We start from the raw sequence: 15,783 nt of genomic DNA on the forward strand, positions 1-15,783 counted from the left end.
GCCGGGCGGAGGGGATCAGGGCCAGCCCGGCGCTGTCGCCGCCAGATCCTCGCCGGCATAGCGCAGCGCGAGCGCCTGCAGCGCTTCGCCGGACGTGGCAATGGCCGGACTCCAGAGGCTCTCGCCGAGGCAAAGCTGTTCGACTTCGCGGCAGTGCGCGTGCAGGTCCTCTTGCCTGACGATCCTGAAGCCGCTCGCGGCGCGATGTGCCCAGGCTTGCAGCGCGCCCACATCCTTCGCGGAGAGGATGCCCGCGAGTGCAGGCAGGTCGGTCTGCAGTTGTTCGCGCAGCAGTCGCGCATAGCGTCCCTGATTGGCGGACGCGGTCGACGCTTCGTGCGAGTCTGACGGCGGCATGGCCGGCTCATCGGCGTCGTGCGTCTGCGGCCCGCGCAGTGCCTGCAGGGCCTGGCCCAGCTCGTGCAAGGACGCCGGCTTGGTGATGTAGCCGCTGAAGCCGCGCTGCTGCCAGTCTTCGGACTGCTCCTGCTGGGCAAGTGCGCTGAAGGCGAGCACGGGCAGATTGGGGTGCAACGCTCGCAGCGCATCCAGCAACGCATAGCCGTTCATCACGGGCATATGGATGTCGGTCAGGACGGCATCCACATGGGTGGACTCCGCGACCGCCAGCGCTTGCTTGCCATTGTCGGCGATGACGGGCTGGCAGCCCAGGGTGCGCAGTTGCTCGCTGACGAGCGTCTGGTTCAGCGGGTTGTCTTCGGCGACGAGGACCGTCAGCCCACGGGCGTCGGGCAACGGCGCCAACCCGGCAGGCCGGTCCGCGACGCCGGTTGCGGACGGCAGTGCGGGCCGCTCCGGGAGGCCCTCGGCGGCGGATGCCACGCAGGCCAGCATGGCGTCGTGGTTGAAGCTGGTCACCTCCAGGACGCCGGGCGTGCGCCGACGCGGCCGGTGGGGGCCATCGGGCGTGATCCAGACTACCGGGGCCGAACTCAGGTCATGCAGCACTTCCAGCGAATCGGGATGGTAGTCCTCGGTGGCAACGATCACCTGCGGATGGTGGCCTTCGAGGTGCTCCCGCGCCGCCGCCAGCGAAGCCAGCACGTGGGTTCGCCAGCCCGCAGCGGCCAGCCAGGCCTCCAGGCATTCGCCGGTCCCGCCATCGTGGCACAGCACCATCACGCTGCCATGCCGGGCGCGCTGGGTATCGGACCCGGCATGGCCTGCGGCGGGCGGCAACGGCACGGTGATGGTGAAGGCGCTGCCTACGTCCTGCACGCTCTGCACGCCAATGCTGCCGCCCATCAGCTCGCACAGCCGCGTGCAGATCGACAACCCCAGGCCGGTGCCGCCATGGCGGCTGGTGCCCACGGCATCGCCCTGCACGAATGGCTGGAAGATGCGCTCGATCAGCGCGGGCGGCATGCCGATGCCGGAATCGCTGACGCGGCAAGTGAGCATATGGAGGCCATGCGCGTCGGGGCCGTAGCTGCCGCTGAGCGTGATGCGCCCGCTCGTGGTGAACTTGAATGCGTTGTTCAGCAGGTTGTTGACGACCTGCATCAGGCGCATGCGGTCTCCGCACACTTCCCGGTCCAGCCCGGGCGCCAGTTGCAGGCGAAGGCGGATGCCGCGTTCTGCCGCCATGGGCGCGTAGGTCAGCGCCAGGCCTTCGAGCGCCTCGGCCAGGCGGAACGGCTTGCTGGCCAGTTGCAGCTTGCCGGCATCGATCTTCGAGAAGTCGAGGATGTCGTTGACGATGCGCCGCAGCCCTTCGGCGGCGGTGCCCAGTGCCTGCAGGCGCTGGGTGTGGCTATCGAGTCCGGGGCTGCGCGCGAGCAGTTCGAGATTGCCGATCAGTGCATTGAGTGGCGTGCGGATCTCGTGGCTCATTGCCGCGAAGAAGCTCGAGCGTGCGCGCATCATGGCCTCGGTGGCCTGCTGTGCCGAGCGCAGCTGCTGCTCCAGCGCCTGCTGGGTGGTGACGTCCTGCACGGCACAGAACAGGACCTTGTCGTCGTGGTAGCGCGCCGGGGCATAGGTGACCTGAAGATAGCGCTGCGCGCCCGCGCCGTCGTCCGGAGCGGGCGGAGCCGGGACAGTGAAGCGGGTGATCGGCGCAAGCTGCCCGGCTTCCGTACCGAGTGGCGGCCGCTCGAAGGCTTCGGTGACCTGTGTGGGCAAGGTCCCAGCCTCATCGAGCCGCAGCAGCGCCTGGGCAAGCTGGTTTGAAGTCAGCACGAGGTAGTCGCGCTGGCGGACGATACACAGGCCGACAGGCGTGGCGCTGACGAGGATCTGGTTCAGGATCTCGTTCTCCAGTGCGCGCGCTGCCTCCGAGTGGGTCCGGCGCAGCAGCTGGCGATCCCAGTAGCGGGCGCTCAGGACGATGGCGCCGATGAGCAGCAGCCCCACGCCGAGGATCACGGCCAGTTCGGGGGCGAGAGCCGGCACCAGCAGGCCGTATGGCAGGAAGCAGACCAGCGTGCCGAACCCGGGCTGCAGCGGCTGCACCATCAACACGCCGCGGCGCGTGAAGTGCGACGTGTAGTGCGACGTGTTGTGCGGCTGGCGGCGCGCCTGCGACAGGATGGCGTCGGCCACCGGGCCTTCGACCGGCAAGGCTGGGGCGGCAACGTCGATGACCTCATCTGCCGGATTGAGCAGGGCGAGCAGCGCGGCTTCTCCGGGCCGCTCAAGCTGTGCCAGGAAGTCGCCGACCGGCACGCTCGCTGCAATCAGTACGGTTGGCGTATCCCCCGAATATGCCGCTCCGACACTCAGCATGGCCATCGTGCCGGTCAGCGGGTCGCGGATCGGGCCGGCCCAGACCTGCTCGTCGCCAGGCGGCACCGCATGGCCGCTGCGGTCGAGCATGGCCTGCGTGATGGTGTCGCGAAGGGTGTCGATCAGTGCGGGCCGGATCGGCACAGTAGCTTGTGCGGCGGAGGGCTGCCGCGCAAGGATGGCGGCGCTATCGTTCTCCAGAGAAAGGACATAGACCCAGTGGTCCAGGCCGAAGGCCTGCTGCGTGGCCAGCGTGCCCAGCGCAATCTGCTGCAGGCGTGCAAGCTGCACGGGCAGGGAAGTCCCCCAGGCCTGCCGCGTCGCGGCCGTTGCCATCAGGTAGTAGTCATGCCCGGCGAGTTTGTCGGTAATACGCGCAAGGCCGGTCGCGCGGACGGACTGTACTGTGGCGGCGTCCGGCATCTGCGCCGGACCCGCTTCGTGGTAGCGGCGCACGCTCAGGACACTGCGCTTCAGGAAGGCGGCCTCGCTCTCCAGGCGCTGCGAGATGGAGGCGACATACCGGGCGACCTGGCCTTGCTGCTGGCTCAGGTGCTTGTCCGTCTCCAGTGCAGCCAGCACAATGCCGGCGAACACCACCAGCGCGATCAGCACGGCAATGGTCGCCGAGTAAAGGTGCTGCTGTCGGCGGGCATTGTCCGCGAGCGTGTCGAAGGCGCTGGCCAGCGACACGCGGGTACTGTCGAGGATCTGCTGCATGGGGGGCTCAGATCAGTCCGTTCTCGTAGGCGTAGCGGATCAGGTCCGTGTTGGTGTGCACGCCGAGCTTGCGCATGGCAACGGTCTTCTGGCTCGATATGGTGCTGACCGACCGCCCGAGCTTGGCGGCGATTTCGTTGAGCTGCATGCCTTGCGCATAGAGCCTGACGACTTCCATTTCGCGCAGCGTGAGGTCGGTCGCGGGGGCATCCGACATCGCCGCGTTGTCGAGGATCGCGCGTATGGAAGGCGAGTAGTAGCAACTGTCGCTGGCCATGACATGGAGGCAGGCGCGCAAGGATTCTTCGAGCTCGTCTTCCTTGCTGACGAAGGCGCGCGCGCCCAGCTTGACGGCGCGCCGGATGATGGCCGCGTTCGACTGCGCGCTGACCACGACGATGCGCGTGCCGTGATGGCGCCGCGCCAGCCGGTTGAGCAGGTTGAAGCCGTCCAGCGTGGCATCGCCGTGGCCCATGCAGAAGTCGGTGATCGCGATGTCGGCGGGTTGCCGGTCGAGCGCATGGACCAGCTCGGAGCCGCCGGTGCATTCGCAGGCGATGCGGAAACGAGCGGATCGCTGCAGGCAATCGCGCAGCGCGGTCAAGACCAGCGGGTGGTCATCGGCAACGGCCACGCGTATGAGCTGTCCATTCATGGCCGGCCTCCGGTCTTTCCGCGCGGATCATGGCGGCGCGCGCTTGTCGTGGCCAGGGGAAGGGAGGAGCGGTGGGGAATGGCGCTGCGTTGCGACCGGCTGATGAGCGCCGGAAGATACCTACACGCAAGAAACATTTGACGATGACCTCGGTAATTGTGGACGTCAACCGGCAAGGGCCGATTGATACGGACTATTGCATCACCACAATCCCCGAAATTCTGGCTATCTTATGTGCGCCGTTGAATCGTATTTCGGCTAGTTTCCTCAATGTGTTGAGCGCAGTCCGTGATCCGGGCGCACAGATGCTGAGGCAGCGCAAAGCTGAAGTGGCGTGCCGGGCGCAGCCGCTGTATCGGGCTTGCCACCTTCCTGCGTACGCCTAGAATGAATTCGGCAACACGAGGGATGCCTGTCGGCACGTGTGCCGCCCGGAGGTGCACCATGCCTGTCTACCAGTACCGTTGTGAAAAGTGCGGGCACATGTTCGAACATACCGAGCATGTAGCCGAGCACGCGACCGCACACCCGAGTTGTCCGAAGTGCGGCAGCCAGACGGTGCAGCATGCGCCCACGCCTTTCGTGGCGAAGACCGGACGCAAGAGCTGAACCCCCGAAACAACAATTCACAGTGGGTTGATGCATGCCACCGGCATGCACTTCTTTTTGCGTGGCGCATTCCGCGCAACGCACGCTCCCGCTGCGCGCATGCGGCGATCTCATGACCTGACGGAGGATGCCATGGCTACGAGACCGTTTTCCGAATTTTCCGCGGAGGAACAGCAACAGTTCGCGCAGATATGCAGGCAGATGGGCATGGCCCCGGACGACTTCGATGTCACCGACGAGATGAATGGCAACGCGGTGCGCCGCATCAGCGTGCGGCGGCTCAGCACCGAGGCCAGCAGCGCCTATGAAGCCGGCGCGGGCGTCGAATGGACCGAGGAGTTCGAAAGCGATCTCGAATGCGGCCTGTTCGGCCGGGTGACCGTGTAGCGGAACGCGCTGACGCTCAGGCGGCGGAGCCCGCCGCCTTCCGGTCGAGTTCGCGGTGATACATGGTGTGGCGGTACAGGCCATAGCAACTGGTTGCCGTGAAGCCGAGCTGCTGCACGAACAGGCCGTAGGTGCCGGTCACCAGCGCAAATGCGCTCCAGACCAGGTTGGAGCACAGGTACGCGATCCATCCCCAGCGCGAGGCCCGGTTATGCAGGGCCACCAGCAGCGAGCCGCTCATGGCCAGGGCGCAGCCCGACCATTCGAGTCCGTTGAGCAGGTTGGGAACAATTTGGGGCGCGAAGTCCATGCCGCGTGTCTCCTGATTTTGTGTTCATATTTTGCATACAATCGAGCGCGACTTTAGCCCGGAACGCAGGCGTGTGCAAGTGTTTTCAGGTTTGCATGAAAGGTTGGAATGGGCGGCTGACGACACATTGCCGGCTACAGGGCCGGCTTCCGCATACAGTCCGGTACCAGGGAGGGATCAGGGCCGGCCGCGGTCGGCCGCGCGGGCCACGACCGACGCGCCGGCACTCAATTCCTTGAGCAGCGCCAGCGACGCCTGGCCGGATGTTCTGAACGGGTCCAGTTCCGCGCGGGCGGAGAACTTCAGCAGCGTGGCGGTGTTGATGCGCGCGGCGTTGACGTGGCCCATGGCCCAGCCGGCGAAGTCGCGCTGGCAGATATCTTCGAAGTGCAGCAGCACCACGTCATGGTGGCGCGGATCGCGCGTGATGGCCTGGAACAGGCGGGACACTTCCTGGCGCTCGCCCTCCAGCGCCTGCAGGAAGACGCCGTTGCCATGGCACAGCACGCCGGTGATGCCGTGCTGCGGGTTGCGCTCCAGGCTGGTGGCAAGGATCGCATCGAGCGCCGCCGCGTCGATCGCCTGGCGGGCGCGGCTGGCATAGAGCAGGCGGACGAGCATGCTGGCGGCTCCGGGTGATGGGGCTATTTGCCGTTGCGGTTGAGCAACGCGAGGAATTCGCGGCGCAGGCTGCCGTCCTTCAGGAAGGAGCCGCGCATCACGCTATTGGTCATCTTGGCATCGGTGTCGCGCACGCCGCGCCAATGCATGCAGAAGTGCTCGGCCTCCATCACGATGGCCAGGCCGTCGGGGTTCATCTTCTCCTGCAGCAGGTCGGCCACCTGGGCCACGGCCTCTTCCTGGATCTGCGGCCGGCACATGATCCATTCGGCCAGGCGCGCGTACTTGGACAGGCCAATCAGGTTGGAATGCTGGTTCGGCATCACGCCCACCCACAGCTTGCCGATGATCGGACACAGGTGGTGCGAACACGCGCTGCGTACGCGGATCGGCCCGACGATCATCAGTTCGCTGAGCTGCTCCACATTGGGAAACTCTGTCACGGCAGGTGGTTTCGCGTAGCGCCCCGCGAAGATTTCCTTCAGGTACATCTTGGCCACGCGGCGTGCGGTCTCACGCGTGTTGTGGTCCTGGTCCACGTCGATCACCAGCGCGCGCAGCACGTCTTCGAGGCGCGCCTGCACTTCTTCCTGGAGCGCGTCGAGTTCGCCCGGCTCGATGTAGCGGGCGATGTTGTCGTTGGCATGGAAGCGTTCCCTGGCGGCCTGCAGGCGAGAGCGGATACGGTCCGATACGCTTGACTCGTCCCGCGCGGGGTTGGCGTCGCCGGGTGTTTTCTTCGCGCCGTGATGCGCCGCGTCCTTGTCTGTCATGGAGAGCCGCTTCCGTAGAGAGAGGGCGGATGGTGCCGACGGGCCTGCCCGCCAGCGTGGTGCGCCGTGCTTCACTATATGGCAGATGTCCGGCCCTCACAACCTGCGGCGTAGCCTGCAAGCGATGCGCAACGCACACTGCCCGGGGGCTCTGTGAATTGTTGATGACAACCCTCAAGGCTGCTACGCAAGCCGCCGACAAGCGCACATAATGCCTGAACCGCGGTGCCTGACAGGCAGCGGTTCTTCCGCCCGACGGGGTATCTTCCAGGAACCAGCCAGTGATCTTGCCGATTGCGTTTCCGTGCAGCAGCCTGATGTTGCTTCATGTCGCCACGGTGCCGCTGCCCGAGCCCACGATGGAAGCCGGCGTCGTCGAACACCATAGCCGCGCCGTGCGCGACAGCGCGCCGCGCCTGCGCTGGCAGGGCGCGCTGTCACAGCGCGCCGGCAGCCAGGTCCGGTTCGACAGCCGCGGCTGAAGCAGCACCGCTGGCGGGTCGGCAGCGCTCAGCGCGCCAGCGCCAGTACCGCGAGTGTCGGCACCATGGCCGCCGGCATGACAATCGCACCGAGCCGCAGGAACTGGCCGGCGCTGACCATATGCCCGTCACGGCGCAGGGCAGTCAGCCACAGCAGCGTGGCCAGCGAGCCGGTTGCCGACAGGTTCGGCCCGAGGTCGATGCCGACCAGCACCGCGCCGGTCACCGCATGGGAAGCATGGCCTGCCGCCAGCGCCGATGAGGCGATCAGCCCGGCCGGGAGGTTGTTGGCGACGTTGCCAACCAGCGCCACCGCCGTCCCGATGCCCCACAGTCCAGCCAGGCTGTCGCGCTGCGAGCCCGCCTGGACGATATCGGCCAGCCAGCGGATGACGCCGGTGTGCTCCAGCGCCGCCACCAGCACGAACAGCCCGGCCACCATCGGTAGCACGCCCCAGGAGATTTCGCGCAAGGCCGGGCGCAGCAGGTCGCGCCGCGTTGCGCATACCGTCAGCAGCGTGGCCGCGCCTGCCGCGCAGGTGGGCCAGCCCAGGTCGCTGCCGCGCAGCGATGCGATCAGCAGGGCCAGTCCGGTCAGCACGATGCCAAGCGCCGTCAGCCAGGCCTGCAGGCTCAGCGGCGGTACCGGCACGTCGCACGCGATGCGCTCGGCCAGTGCCGTGCGCTGCGTCCAGTACAGCGCCGCCAGCGTGGCCAGCACGGCCACCAGCGACGGCAGCGCGAAGTGCGCCAGCCAGCCGGCCAGCGGCGGCATGCGCGTGCCAAATATCACGAGGTTGGCCGGATTGGAAATCGGCAGCACGAAGCTGGCCGCGTTGGCGATGAAGGCGCAGGCAAACAGGTGTGGCAGCGGGTGCTTCACTTTCGCCGCACGCGTGGCGGCCAGCACGGCGGGTGTCAGCACTACGGCGGTGGCATCGTTGGACATGAACGCCGTGACTAGCGTGCCGAAACCATAGACCAGCAGGAACAACCTGCGCGAGGACCCGCGCGCGCGCCGCACGGCCAGTGCCGCCACGTGGTCGAACAGCCCCGTCTTGCGGGCCAGTTCGGAGATCACCATCATGCCGGCCAGGAACAGGTAAACATCCAGCCCGCGCGCGACGGCGGCCAGCGCGTCGGGGACGGCCAGCAACCCGCTCAGGCACAGCAGCACGGCGCCGGCCACGGCCCAGAATGCCTCGGGCAGGCGAAGCGGGCGCACCAGCACGCCAGCGGTGGTGAAGGCGGCGATCGACCAGATCAATACCGCACTGATGCTCGACATTGTTGTTCTTGTTGTTGGAAGGCTGGAGGAGGATGGCTATCCGGCGGGTGGCTACAGGCTTGGCCGGGCGTCGCCGCTCGCCGCAGGCGCGGCGGGCTGGCCGGGCAGGCCCACGACTTCACTGGTCACGGGGGTGGTGGCATCTTGTTCCGATACCGGCACGGGCGGTGGCGCCGGGAAGCCCAGCGAGGCGATCCCCTGCTTGCCGTCGGCGTATTCGGCGTACATCCAGTCACCAGCGCTGCGCACCACACCGGACGGCAGAGCCGGGTCGGCCACCGGGGCGCCTGCGAGCCGGCCTTCCATATACGACGCCCAGATCGGCAGCGCGGTGGTGGCGCCGAATTCGCGGGCGCCCAGGCTGTGGTTGTCGTCAAAGCCCATCCAGGCCACCGTGACCACGTTGCCGGCATAGCCTGCAAACCAGCCGTCGGCTGCGTCGTTGGTGGTGCCGGTCTTGCCCGCGATATCCTCGCGGCGCAGGTAGCGGCGCACGCCGGCGCCTGTGCCGTCGTCCACAACGCTGCGCAGCAGGCTGTCCATCACGAAGGCATTGCGTTCGCTGATGACGCGCGGCGGCTGTGCGTCGGTGTCGGCGGCGAACAGCACATTGCCCTCGCTGTCGGTAATGCGCGAGATCAGGTAGGGCTCGACGCGATAGCCATGGTTGGCGAATACCGAGTAGGCAGCCGCCAGCCGCAGCGGCGAGGTCGTGCCGGTGCCCAGCGCAAGCGGCAGAAAGCGCGGCAGGCGCTTGGGCGAAAAGCCGAAGCGGCTGGCGAACTCCACGGCGTATGGAATGCCGATGGCCTGCAGCGTGCGGATGGCCGGCAGGTTGCGCGAGTCGGCCAGGGCCTGGCGCACCGTGACCGGGCCCAGGAAGCGGCCGTCGTCGTTGGACGGCTGCCAGCGCGAGGTATTGTCCAGCGGCGCATCGTTGATCAGCGTGCCGGGCGACACGCCACGCTCCAGCGCCGCCGCATAGATGAATGGCTTGAAGGTCGAGCCTGGCTGGCGCAGCGCCTGCGTCGCATGGTTGAAGCGGTTGGTGCCGAAGTCGGCGCCGCCGACCATGGCCTCGATGGCACCCGTGCCGCTGTCCAGCGAAACCAGCGCCGCCTGCGGCCCGCCATCCGGACTAGCGAGGCGATGGCGCCGCCCGTAGCCCTCCAGGCCGCGCCGCACGGCGTCATAGGCCATGGTCTGCCGCACCGACGACACCGTGGTGTAGACGTTCAGGCCGCGTGTGTACGCTTCATCGCCGAAGCGGTCGCGGGCAAGCTGGCGCGCGAGTTCGGCGACATATTCGGCGTGCCCGGCGAACTGTCCGGCGCTGTCCGGGGTGATCTCCAGCCGGGCCGACCGCGCTTCGCGGTACTGGTCCTGGTTGATCATGCCGAGCGCCAGCATCCGCCCGAGCACATATTCCTGCCGGCGCTTGGCGCGCGTGAAGTTGGCCACCGGGTTCATGGTGGAGGGCGCCTTGGGCAGCCCCGCCAGCATGGCGGTTTCGGCCAGCGAAAGCCCGTCCAGCGGCTTGCCGAAATAGGCGTGGGCCGCGCTGCCAAAGCCGTAGGCATGCTCGCCCAGGTAGACCTGGTTCATGTACAGCTCGAGGATGCGCTCCTTGGAGAGCGTACGGTCAATCTGCCAGGCGAGCAGGATCTCGTACCACTTGCGCGCGAGCGTTTTCTCGCGCGACAGGTAGAAGTTGCGCGCCACCTGCATGGTGATGGTGGAGGCGCCCTGTGCATAACCCCGGCCCAGGTTGGCGAGTGCGGCGCGGAAGATCCCAGGGATGTCGATGCCATCGTGCTCGTAGAACTGGTCGTCCTCGGCGGCAAGCAGCGCCTGCGTCATCTGGCGCGGCATCTTTTCGAACGGGATGAATTCGCGATGCTCGCTGCCGAATTCGCCGATCTGCACCTTGTCGCTGGTGAAGATCCGCAGCGGCACGTCCGGGCGGTACTCGCGCAGGGCATCGACGGGAGGAAGCTGCCGCAGGCTGACCACTGCGGCGAAGCCGGCCAGCAGTGCGCCGGCTGCAGCCAGCGCCAGTGCGGCGCCGCCTGCCTTGACTGCGATTTTTTTCATGCGCGCAATTCTAGCGGAACCGGGCGAGCGGAAGCGGCACACCTGCCTCGTTATGGTCCGAAGGCAGGGCGCGGGGCGCGTCGAGCAGGGGATCGTGCTGCACCTGGCGCGCGAACTCACACAGTGCCAGCCACGTTTCGCGGCGCTCGACGATGGTGAAGTGATCCGTACCGTGCATGGTCTGCAGCGTCACCGGGCCCGGCCAGGCGGCTACCAGCCGTTCCGAACAGGCATGCGGCACCACGTCGTCGGTTTCCGCCAGCAGCACCTTGGTGCTCTGGACTACCTTCTTGCAGTGCGCAATGGAGTCGAAGTGGTGGCGCATCAGCTGCCGCAGCGGCACGAGCGGGAAGCGCTTGCGCACCAGCTCCAGCATGGAGTCATAGGGCGTGATGAGTTGCAGGCTTTCGAAGTCCTGCAGGTCGGCGAGCTGGATGGCCACGCCGGTGCCGAGGCTGCGGCCCACCACGTGGGCTCGCGTGCCGGGAAAGACCCGGCGCAGATGCAGCAGGAACTGGCTGGCGTCGGCGACCGCGGCGGCCTCCGAGGGCTGGCCGTCGGAGTGCCCGAGCCCCCGGTAATCGAAGGTTGCGAAGCCCACGCCCGGTGGCAGCCAGCGCGCGAACTGCAGCGTTTCGAGCACATCTTCGCCGCGGCCAGGCAGGTAGAAAAGCAGGTCGCGCACCGCGTCGCCGGGCGCATGGTAGATGTAGCCGCGCAGCATGCCACCAGGCACGAGGTGCGAATAGCCGATGATGCCGTCGGGCAGGTCGCGCGGCGGGCGGCGGCGGGCGTCGAACAGCAGGCGCGCCTGGTTGACGGTGAGGTAGGTCCAGTAGCAGGCGAAGCCGCTCGCAGTCACCAGCGTGGCAGCCAGCGCGCGGCGCATGAGGGATGACATGTCTCGGTCCGGATTCCGTGGCTCTCCGGGGCGCAGCGGGCTGCGTCCCGGGTGGAGCCTAACCGATTTTCGCGCAAGTCGAGACGGGTTCCCATGCCCTCGGGGTCAGTTCTTGTACGATATGGCTCATAACGCCGCGCCACCACAGTGCGCGACCAGGAGCCAATGGCATGAGCGAACAGAAGCACGAACAATTGCGCGCCGAAGAGGCGCAGGCCATGCAGCGCGTGGTGGATGCGACCCGGCAGGTCCAGGTGGCTTTTGCCGCGCTGCAATCCCAGTATCCCCCGCAAGGCAGCGGCAAGCCTTCCAAGCTGGCGCTGCAGACGTTCGACGCGGCGCTCCAGGCGCTGGAGGATGCGCAGGCGGCATTCGACGAGATCCTCAACGATCTGCTTGACGAAAACCGGTAGACCGGCGCCGGACAGGCGCAATCCCCGTACCGCCGGTGATATGGTTGCCGGACAACGCCGCCGCGGCCGCCGCCGGTTCCTTCCGGCATGGCCGCACCGGGACCGGCAAGGAGTGGCTCGCGCGGGCCATCCATGCGGCTTCGCCGCGCAGCGAGGGGCCGTTCGTGGCGGTGAACTGCGCGGCCATTCCGGAATCGCTGATCGAGGCCGAACTGTTCGGCTACGAAGAAGGCGCCTTCACCGGCGCGCGCCGGCGCGGCAGCACAGGCAAGGTATTGCAGGCGGACGGCGGCACGCTGTTCCTGGACGAGATCGGCGACATGCCACTGGCGCAGCAGGTGCGCCTGATGCGCGTGCTGCAGGAACGTGCGGTAACGCCGCTCGGCGGGTCGCGTGCGATGGCCGTGGACGTGCGCATCGTATGTGCCACGCACCGCGACCTGCGCGCGATGATCGACGCAGGCACCTTCCACGAAGACCTTTACTACCGCATCAATGCGCTCACGGTCACAATGCCGGCATTGAGCGAGCGCGGCGACCTGCCCGTGCTGGTGGCGCGCATCCTGTCGATGCAGCAGGCTGAGGCCGGGCCGCAGTGCCCGCAGCGCGTGTCCGGCGAAGTCATGGCGCGCCTGTGCGCACATGCATGGCCGGGCAACCTGCGCCAGATGGCCAATGTGCTGCGCACGGCGATCATGGCGGAGGCTGCGTGGCCAGCAGGGCGGCCTCTTCGTCACTGAACAGTTCCGAACGCGTGAGGAAACGCTGCCCGGTCCCGCTTTCCAGCGAGAACATGCCGCCCGCGCCAGCCACCACATCGATCACCAGGCGCGTGTGCTGCCAGTATTCGAACTGCGCCCGCGTCATGTAGAAGGGCGCGCCGCCGATCTCGCCGAGGCAGACATCGGCATCGCCGACGACCAGGTCGCCGGCGGCGAAGCACATCGGCGCGCTGCCGTCGCAGCAGCCGCCGGACTGGTGGAACATCAGCGGACCATGCCGCGCGCGCAGCTCGCCGATCAGCGCCAGCGCGGCAGGGGTGGCGACGACGCGGGTCACGGGACTTGTGGTGTCGGCATGGGCTTGCGGCATGGTCGCTGCCTCAGTGCGCGAGGTCGAGCACCACGCGGCCCTCGACCTTGCCTTCGCGCAGGCGGTTGAGCACGTCGTTGACGTCTTCCAGCTTCGCGGTCGAGACCGTGGCCTTCACGTCGCCGTGCGCGGCGAAGTCGAGCGATTCCTGCAGGTCGCTGCGCGTGCCGACGATCGAGCCGCGGATGGTGATGCCCTTGAGCACCACATCGAAGATCGGCGTGCCGAAATCGCCGGGCGGCAGCCCGTTGAGCGCGATCGTGCCGCCGCGCCGAACCATGCCGATGGCCTGCGAGAACGCCTTGGGCGAGACCGCGGTGACCAGCACGCCATGCGCGCCGCCGATTTCCTTCTGCAGCCATGCGGCAGGGTCCGTGTCGCGCGCGTTGACCGCTACCTCGGCGCCCAGCCGCCTGGCCAGGTCGAGCTTGGTATCGTCGATATCGACAGCGGCCACGCGCAGGCCCATGGCTCTTGCATACTGCACGGCCACATGGCCCAGACCGCCGATGCCGGAGATCACCACCCACTGGCCGGGACGCGTATCGGTCACCTTCAGGCCCTTGTACACGGTGACGCCGGCGCACAGGATCGGCGCGATCTCGACGAAGCCCACCTTGTCAGGCAGCAGGCCCACATAGTTGGGATCGGCCACCACGTACTCGCCATAGCCGCCGTTGACGGAATAGCCGGTGTTCTGCTGCTTCTCGCACAATGTTTCCCAGCCTTGCAGGCAGTGCTCGCAATAGCCGCAGGCGCTGTACAGCCACGGAATGCCGACGCGGTCGCCTTCCTTCACGCGGGTGACGCCGCTGCCCACGGCTGATACATAGCCCACGCCCTCATGGCCGGGGATAAAGGGCAAGCTGGGTTTGACCGGCCAGTCGCCATCGGCGGCGTGCAGGTCGGTATGGCAGACGCCGGAGGCCTCGATCTTCACCTGGACCTGGCCAGGCCCGGGTTGCGGCACGGGCACTTCATCGATCGTGAGCGGCGCGCCGAATGCGCGCACCACTGCAGCTTTCATCATCGCTGGCATATCGACTCCTTATTGGAAGCGGTGCCCGGGGAGGCGGGCACCGCTACGATCATGGCACGCGTTTCGCGGCACGGGGCTGCAAATTCACCGGCAAAACGCGATGCCTTGTGCATCATCAGAAAAAACCGAGTGCGTTCGGGCTGTAGCTGACCAGCAGGTTCTTCGTCTGCTGGTAGTGGTCGAGCATCATGCGATGGTTCTCGCGGCCGATGCCCGATTGCTTGTATCCCCCGAATGCGGCATGTGCAGGGTAGGCGTGGTAGCAGTTGGTCCACACGCGGCCGGCCTGGATGCCGCGGCCCATGCGGAACGCGCGCGCGCCGTCGCGCGTCCACACGCCTGCGCCGAGGCCATAGAGCGTGTCGTTGGCAATGGCCAGCGCTTCCTCTTCGTCCTTGAATGTGGTGACCGACACCACCGGCCCGAAGATCTCTTCCTGGAAGATGCGCATCTTGTTGTGGCCCTTGAACACGGTCGGCTTCACGTAGTAGCCGCCCGCCAGGTCGCCGTCGAGCTGGTTGCGTTCGCCGCCCGCCAGGCACTGCGCGCCTTCCTTGCGGCCCAGGTCGATGTAGGACAGGATCTTCTCGAGCTGCTCGGCCGATGCCTGCGCGCCGATCATGGTGCCCTTGTCGAGCGGATGTCCCTGGCGGATCGCGGCCACGCGCTTGAGCGCGCGTTCCATGAAGCGGTCGTAGATCGATTCCTGGATCAGCGCGCGCGACGGGCACGTGCAAACTTCACCCTGGTTCAGCGCGAACATGGCAAAGCCTTCCAGCGCCTTGTCGAAGTAGGCATCGTCGGCGGCCAGCACGTCCTCGAAGAAGATGTTGGGCGACTTGCCGCCCAGCTCCAGCGTGACCGGGATCAGGTTCTGCGACGCGTACTGCATGATCAGCCGGCCCGTCGTGGTCTCGCCGGTGAAGGCGACCTTGCTGATGCGTGGGCTCGATGCCAGCGGCTTGCCCGCTTCCAGGCCGAAGCCGTTGATGACATTGATCACGCCCGGCGGCAGCAGGTCGCCGATCACTTCCATCAGCACGAGGATCGATGCCGGCGTCTGCTCGGCGGGCTTGAGTACCACGCAGTTGCCCGCGGCCAGCGCCGGTGCAAGCTTCCAGGTAGCCATCAACAGCGGGAAGTTCCACGGGATGATCTGCCCGACCACGCCCAGCGGCTCGTGGAAGTGGTAGGCAATGGTCTCGGCGTCGATCTCCGAGATGCCACCCTCCTGCGCGCGGATGCAGCCGGCAAAGTAGCGGAAGTGGTCGACGGCCAGCGGCAGGTCTGCGGCGGTGGTCTCGCGCACCGGCTTGCCGTTGTCGATGGTTTCGGCCACGGCCAGCAACGTCAGGTTGGCTTCGATGCGGTCGGCAATGCGGTTCAGGATATTGGCGCGCTCGGTGGTCGAGGTGCGGCCCCAGGCCGCCTTGGCGGCGTGCGCGGCGTCGAGCGCGGCATCGACGTCTTCCTGCTTCGAGCGCGGTACGCGCGTGAATGGCTTGCCCGTGATCGGCGTGATGGCCTCGAAATACTCGCCGCCTGCCGGCGGCACCCAGGCGCCGCCGATATAGTTCTCGTACTGCTGCTTGTAGGGGTTGCTGACGCCCAGCTGGGCGATCTCGGCCATGTTCATGTCTCGCTCCGTCTT

At 67.2% G+C, this 15,783-nt stretch carries 15 protein-coding genes and 1 pseudogene; 5 read left to right on the forward strand and 11 right to left on the reverse strand.

All coding sequences use genetic code 11. The features are described from left to right. Positions 1-15: 15 nt before the first annotated feature. On the reverse strand, positions 16-3,468 hold the full coding sequence (locus LDO29_RS07695) for an ATP-binding protein (protein ID WP_224079205.1): 3,453 nt from the start codon (positions 3,466-3,468) through the stop codon (positions 16-18). Between the two features lie 7 nt (positions 3,469-3,475). Beyond that, positions 3,476-4,123: a response regulator transcription factor gene (locus LDO29_RS07700; RefSeq protein ID WP_224079206.1), complete on the reverse strand. Its 648-nt coding sequence runs from the start codon at positions 4,121-4,123 to the stop codon at positions 3,476-3,478. Positions 4,124-4,567: 444 nt separating this feature from the next. Between LDO29_RS07700 and LDO29_RS07705 the strand changes: the two genes are divergently transcribed. Beyond that, the gene (locus tag LDO29_RS07705) at positions 4,568-4,732 is read left to right on the forward strand and encodes an FmdB family zinc ribbon protein (protein WP_224079207.1); all 165 of its coding nucleotides are present in this window, start codon (positions 4,568-4,570) and stop codon (positions 4,730-4,732) included. Between the two features lie 132 nt (positions 4,733-4,864). Beyond that, entirely contained in the window at positions 4,865-5,119 is a 255-nt protein-coding gene (locus tag LDO29_RS07710) for a hypothetical protein (protein WP_224079208.1), read from the forward strand. Between the two features lie 16 nt (positions 5,120-5,135). On the opposite strand, the gene LDO29_RS07715 is transcribed toward LDO29_RS07710, so the two are convergent. The 3 genes from LDO29_RS07715 to folE all read right to left on the reverse strand — a co-directional run bounded on the left by LDO29_RS07715 (position 5,136) and on the right by folE (position 6,823). Next, entirely contained in the window at positions 5,136-5,429 is a 294-nt protein-coding gene (locus tag LDO29_RS07715; protein WP_224079209.1) for a nicotinamide mononucleotide transporter, read from the reverse strand. Between the two features lie 177 nt (positions 5,430-5,606). After that, positions 5,607-6,050, reverse strand: a complete 444-nt coding sequence (locus LDO29_RS07720; protein ID WP_224079210.1) for a BLUF domain-containing protein — start codon at positions 6,048-6,050, stop codon at positions 5,607-5,609. Between the two features lie 23 nt (positions 6,051-6,073). Further along, the gene (gene folE, locus LDO29_RS07725) at positions 6,074-6,823 is read right to left on the reverse strand and encodes a GTP cyclohydrolase I (RefSeq protein ID WP_224079211.1); all 750 of its coding nucleotides are present in this window, start codon (positions 6,821-6,823) and stop codon (positions 6,074-6,076) included. A 317-nt stretch (positions 6,824-7,140) separates the two neighbouring features. Here folE and LDO29_RS07730 point away from each other — a divergent pair, with 317 nt between their 5' ends. Continuing rightward, positions 7,141-7,305, forward strand: a complete 165-nt coding sequence (locus LDO29_RS07730) for a hypothetical protein (protein WP_224079212.1) — start codon at positions 7,141-7,143, stop codon at positions 7,303-7,305. A 28-nt stretch (positions 7,306-7,333) separates the two neighbouring features. Here the strand turns inward: LDO29_RS07730 and LDO29_RS07735 are convergent, their stop codons facing one another. From LDO29_RS07735 to LDO29_RS07745, 3 genes are read right to left on the reverse strand one after another with little or no spacing between them, the layout of a single operon-like run. Beyond that, positions 7,334-8,593, reverse strand: a complete 1,260-nt coding sequence (locus tag LDO29_RS07735; RefSeq protein WP_224079213.1) for an arsenic transporter — start codon at positions 8,591-8,593, stop codon at positions 7,334-7,336. Between the two features lie 51 nt (positions 8,594-8,644). Next, the gene (locus tag LDO29_RS07740) at positions 8,645-10,687 is read right to left on the reverse strand and encodes a penicillin-binding protein 1A (protein WP_224079214.1); all 2,043 of its coding nucleotides are present in this window, start codon (positions 10,685-10,687) and stop codon (positions 8,645-8,647) included. A gap of 10 nt (positions 10,688-10,697) precedes the next feature. Further along, entirely contained in the window at positions 10,698-11,588 is an 891-nt protein-coding gene (locus LDO29_RS07745; RefSeq protein WP_224079215.1) for an alpha/beta hydrolase, read from the reverse strand. 170 nt (positions 11,589-11,758) lie between these two features. Here LDO29_RS07745 and LDO29_RS07750 point away from each other — a divergent pair, with 170 nt between their 5' ends. Together LDO29_RS07750 and LDO29_RS07755 are read left to right on the forward strand one after the other, a co-directional pair. Continuing rightward, positions 11,759-12,001 carry a hypothetical protein gene (locus LDO29_RS07750; RefSeq protein WP_224079216.1) on the forward strand — a complete coding sequence of 81 codons (243 nt, stop codon included), beginning with the start codon at positions 11,759-11,761 and terminating at the stop codon, positions 11,999-12,001. An 89-nt stretch (positions 12,002-12,090) separates the two neighbouring features. Continuing rightward, positions 12,091-12,705: pseudogene (locus LDO29_RS07755) on the forward strand (sigma 54-interacting transcriptional regulator); the annotation flags it as partial. Here the strand turns inward: LDO29_RS07755 and LDO29_RS07760 are convergent. From LDO29_RS07760 to adh, 3 genes are all read right to left on the reverse strand, one after another. After that, the gene (locus tag LDO29_RS07760) at positions 12,695-13,093 is read right to left on the reverse strand and encodes a DUF779 domain-containing protein (protein WP_224079217.1); all 399 of its coding nucleotides are present in this window, start codon (positions 13,091-13,093) and stop codon (positions 12,695-12,697) included. The pseudogene LDO29_RS07755 and the gene LDO29_RS07760 overlap by 11 nt on opposite strands. A gap of 10 nt (positions 13,094-13,103) precedes the next feature. Then, a complete protein-coding gene (gene adhP / locus LDO29_RS07765) occupies positions 13,104-14,132 on the reverse strand; it encodes an alcohol dehydrogenase AdhP (RefSeq protein WP_224079218.1) in 1,029 nt (342 codons plus the stop codon). Between the two features lie 115 nt (positions 14,133-14,247). After that, positions 14,248-15,768 (reverse strand): aldehyde dehydrogenase, encoded by a 1,521-nt coding sequence (gene adh, locus LDO29_RS07770; protein WP_224079219.1) that lies wholly within the window; start codon positions 15,766-15,768, stop codon positions 14,248-14,250. Between the last annotated feature and the right edge of the window lie 15 nt (positions 15,769-15,783).

Source organism: Cupriavidus laharis, assembly GCF_914271435.1.
Taxonomy (GTDB): domain Bacteria; phylum Pseudomonadota; class Gammaproteobacteria; order Burkholderiales; family Burkholderiaceae; genus Cupriavidus; species Cupriavidus laharis.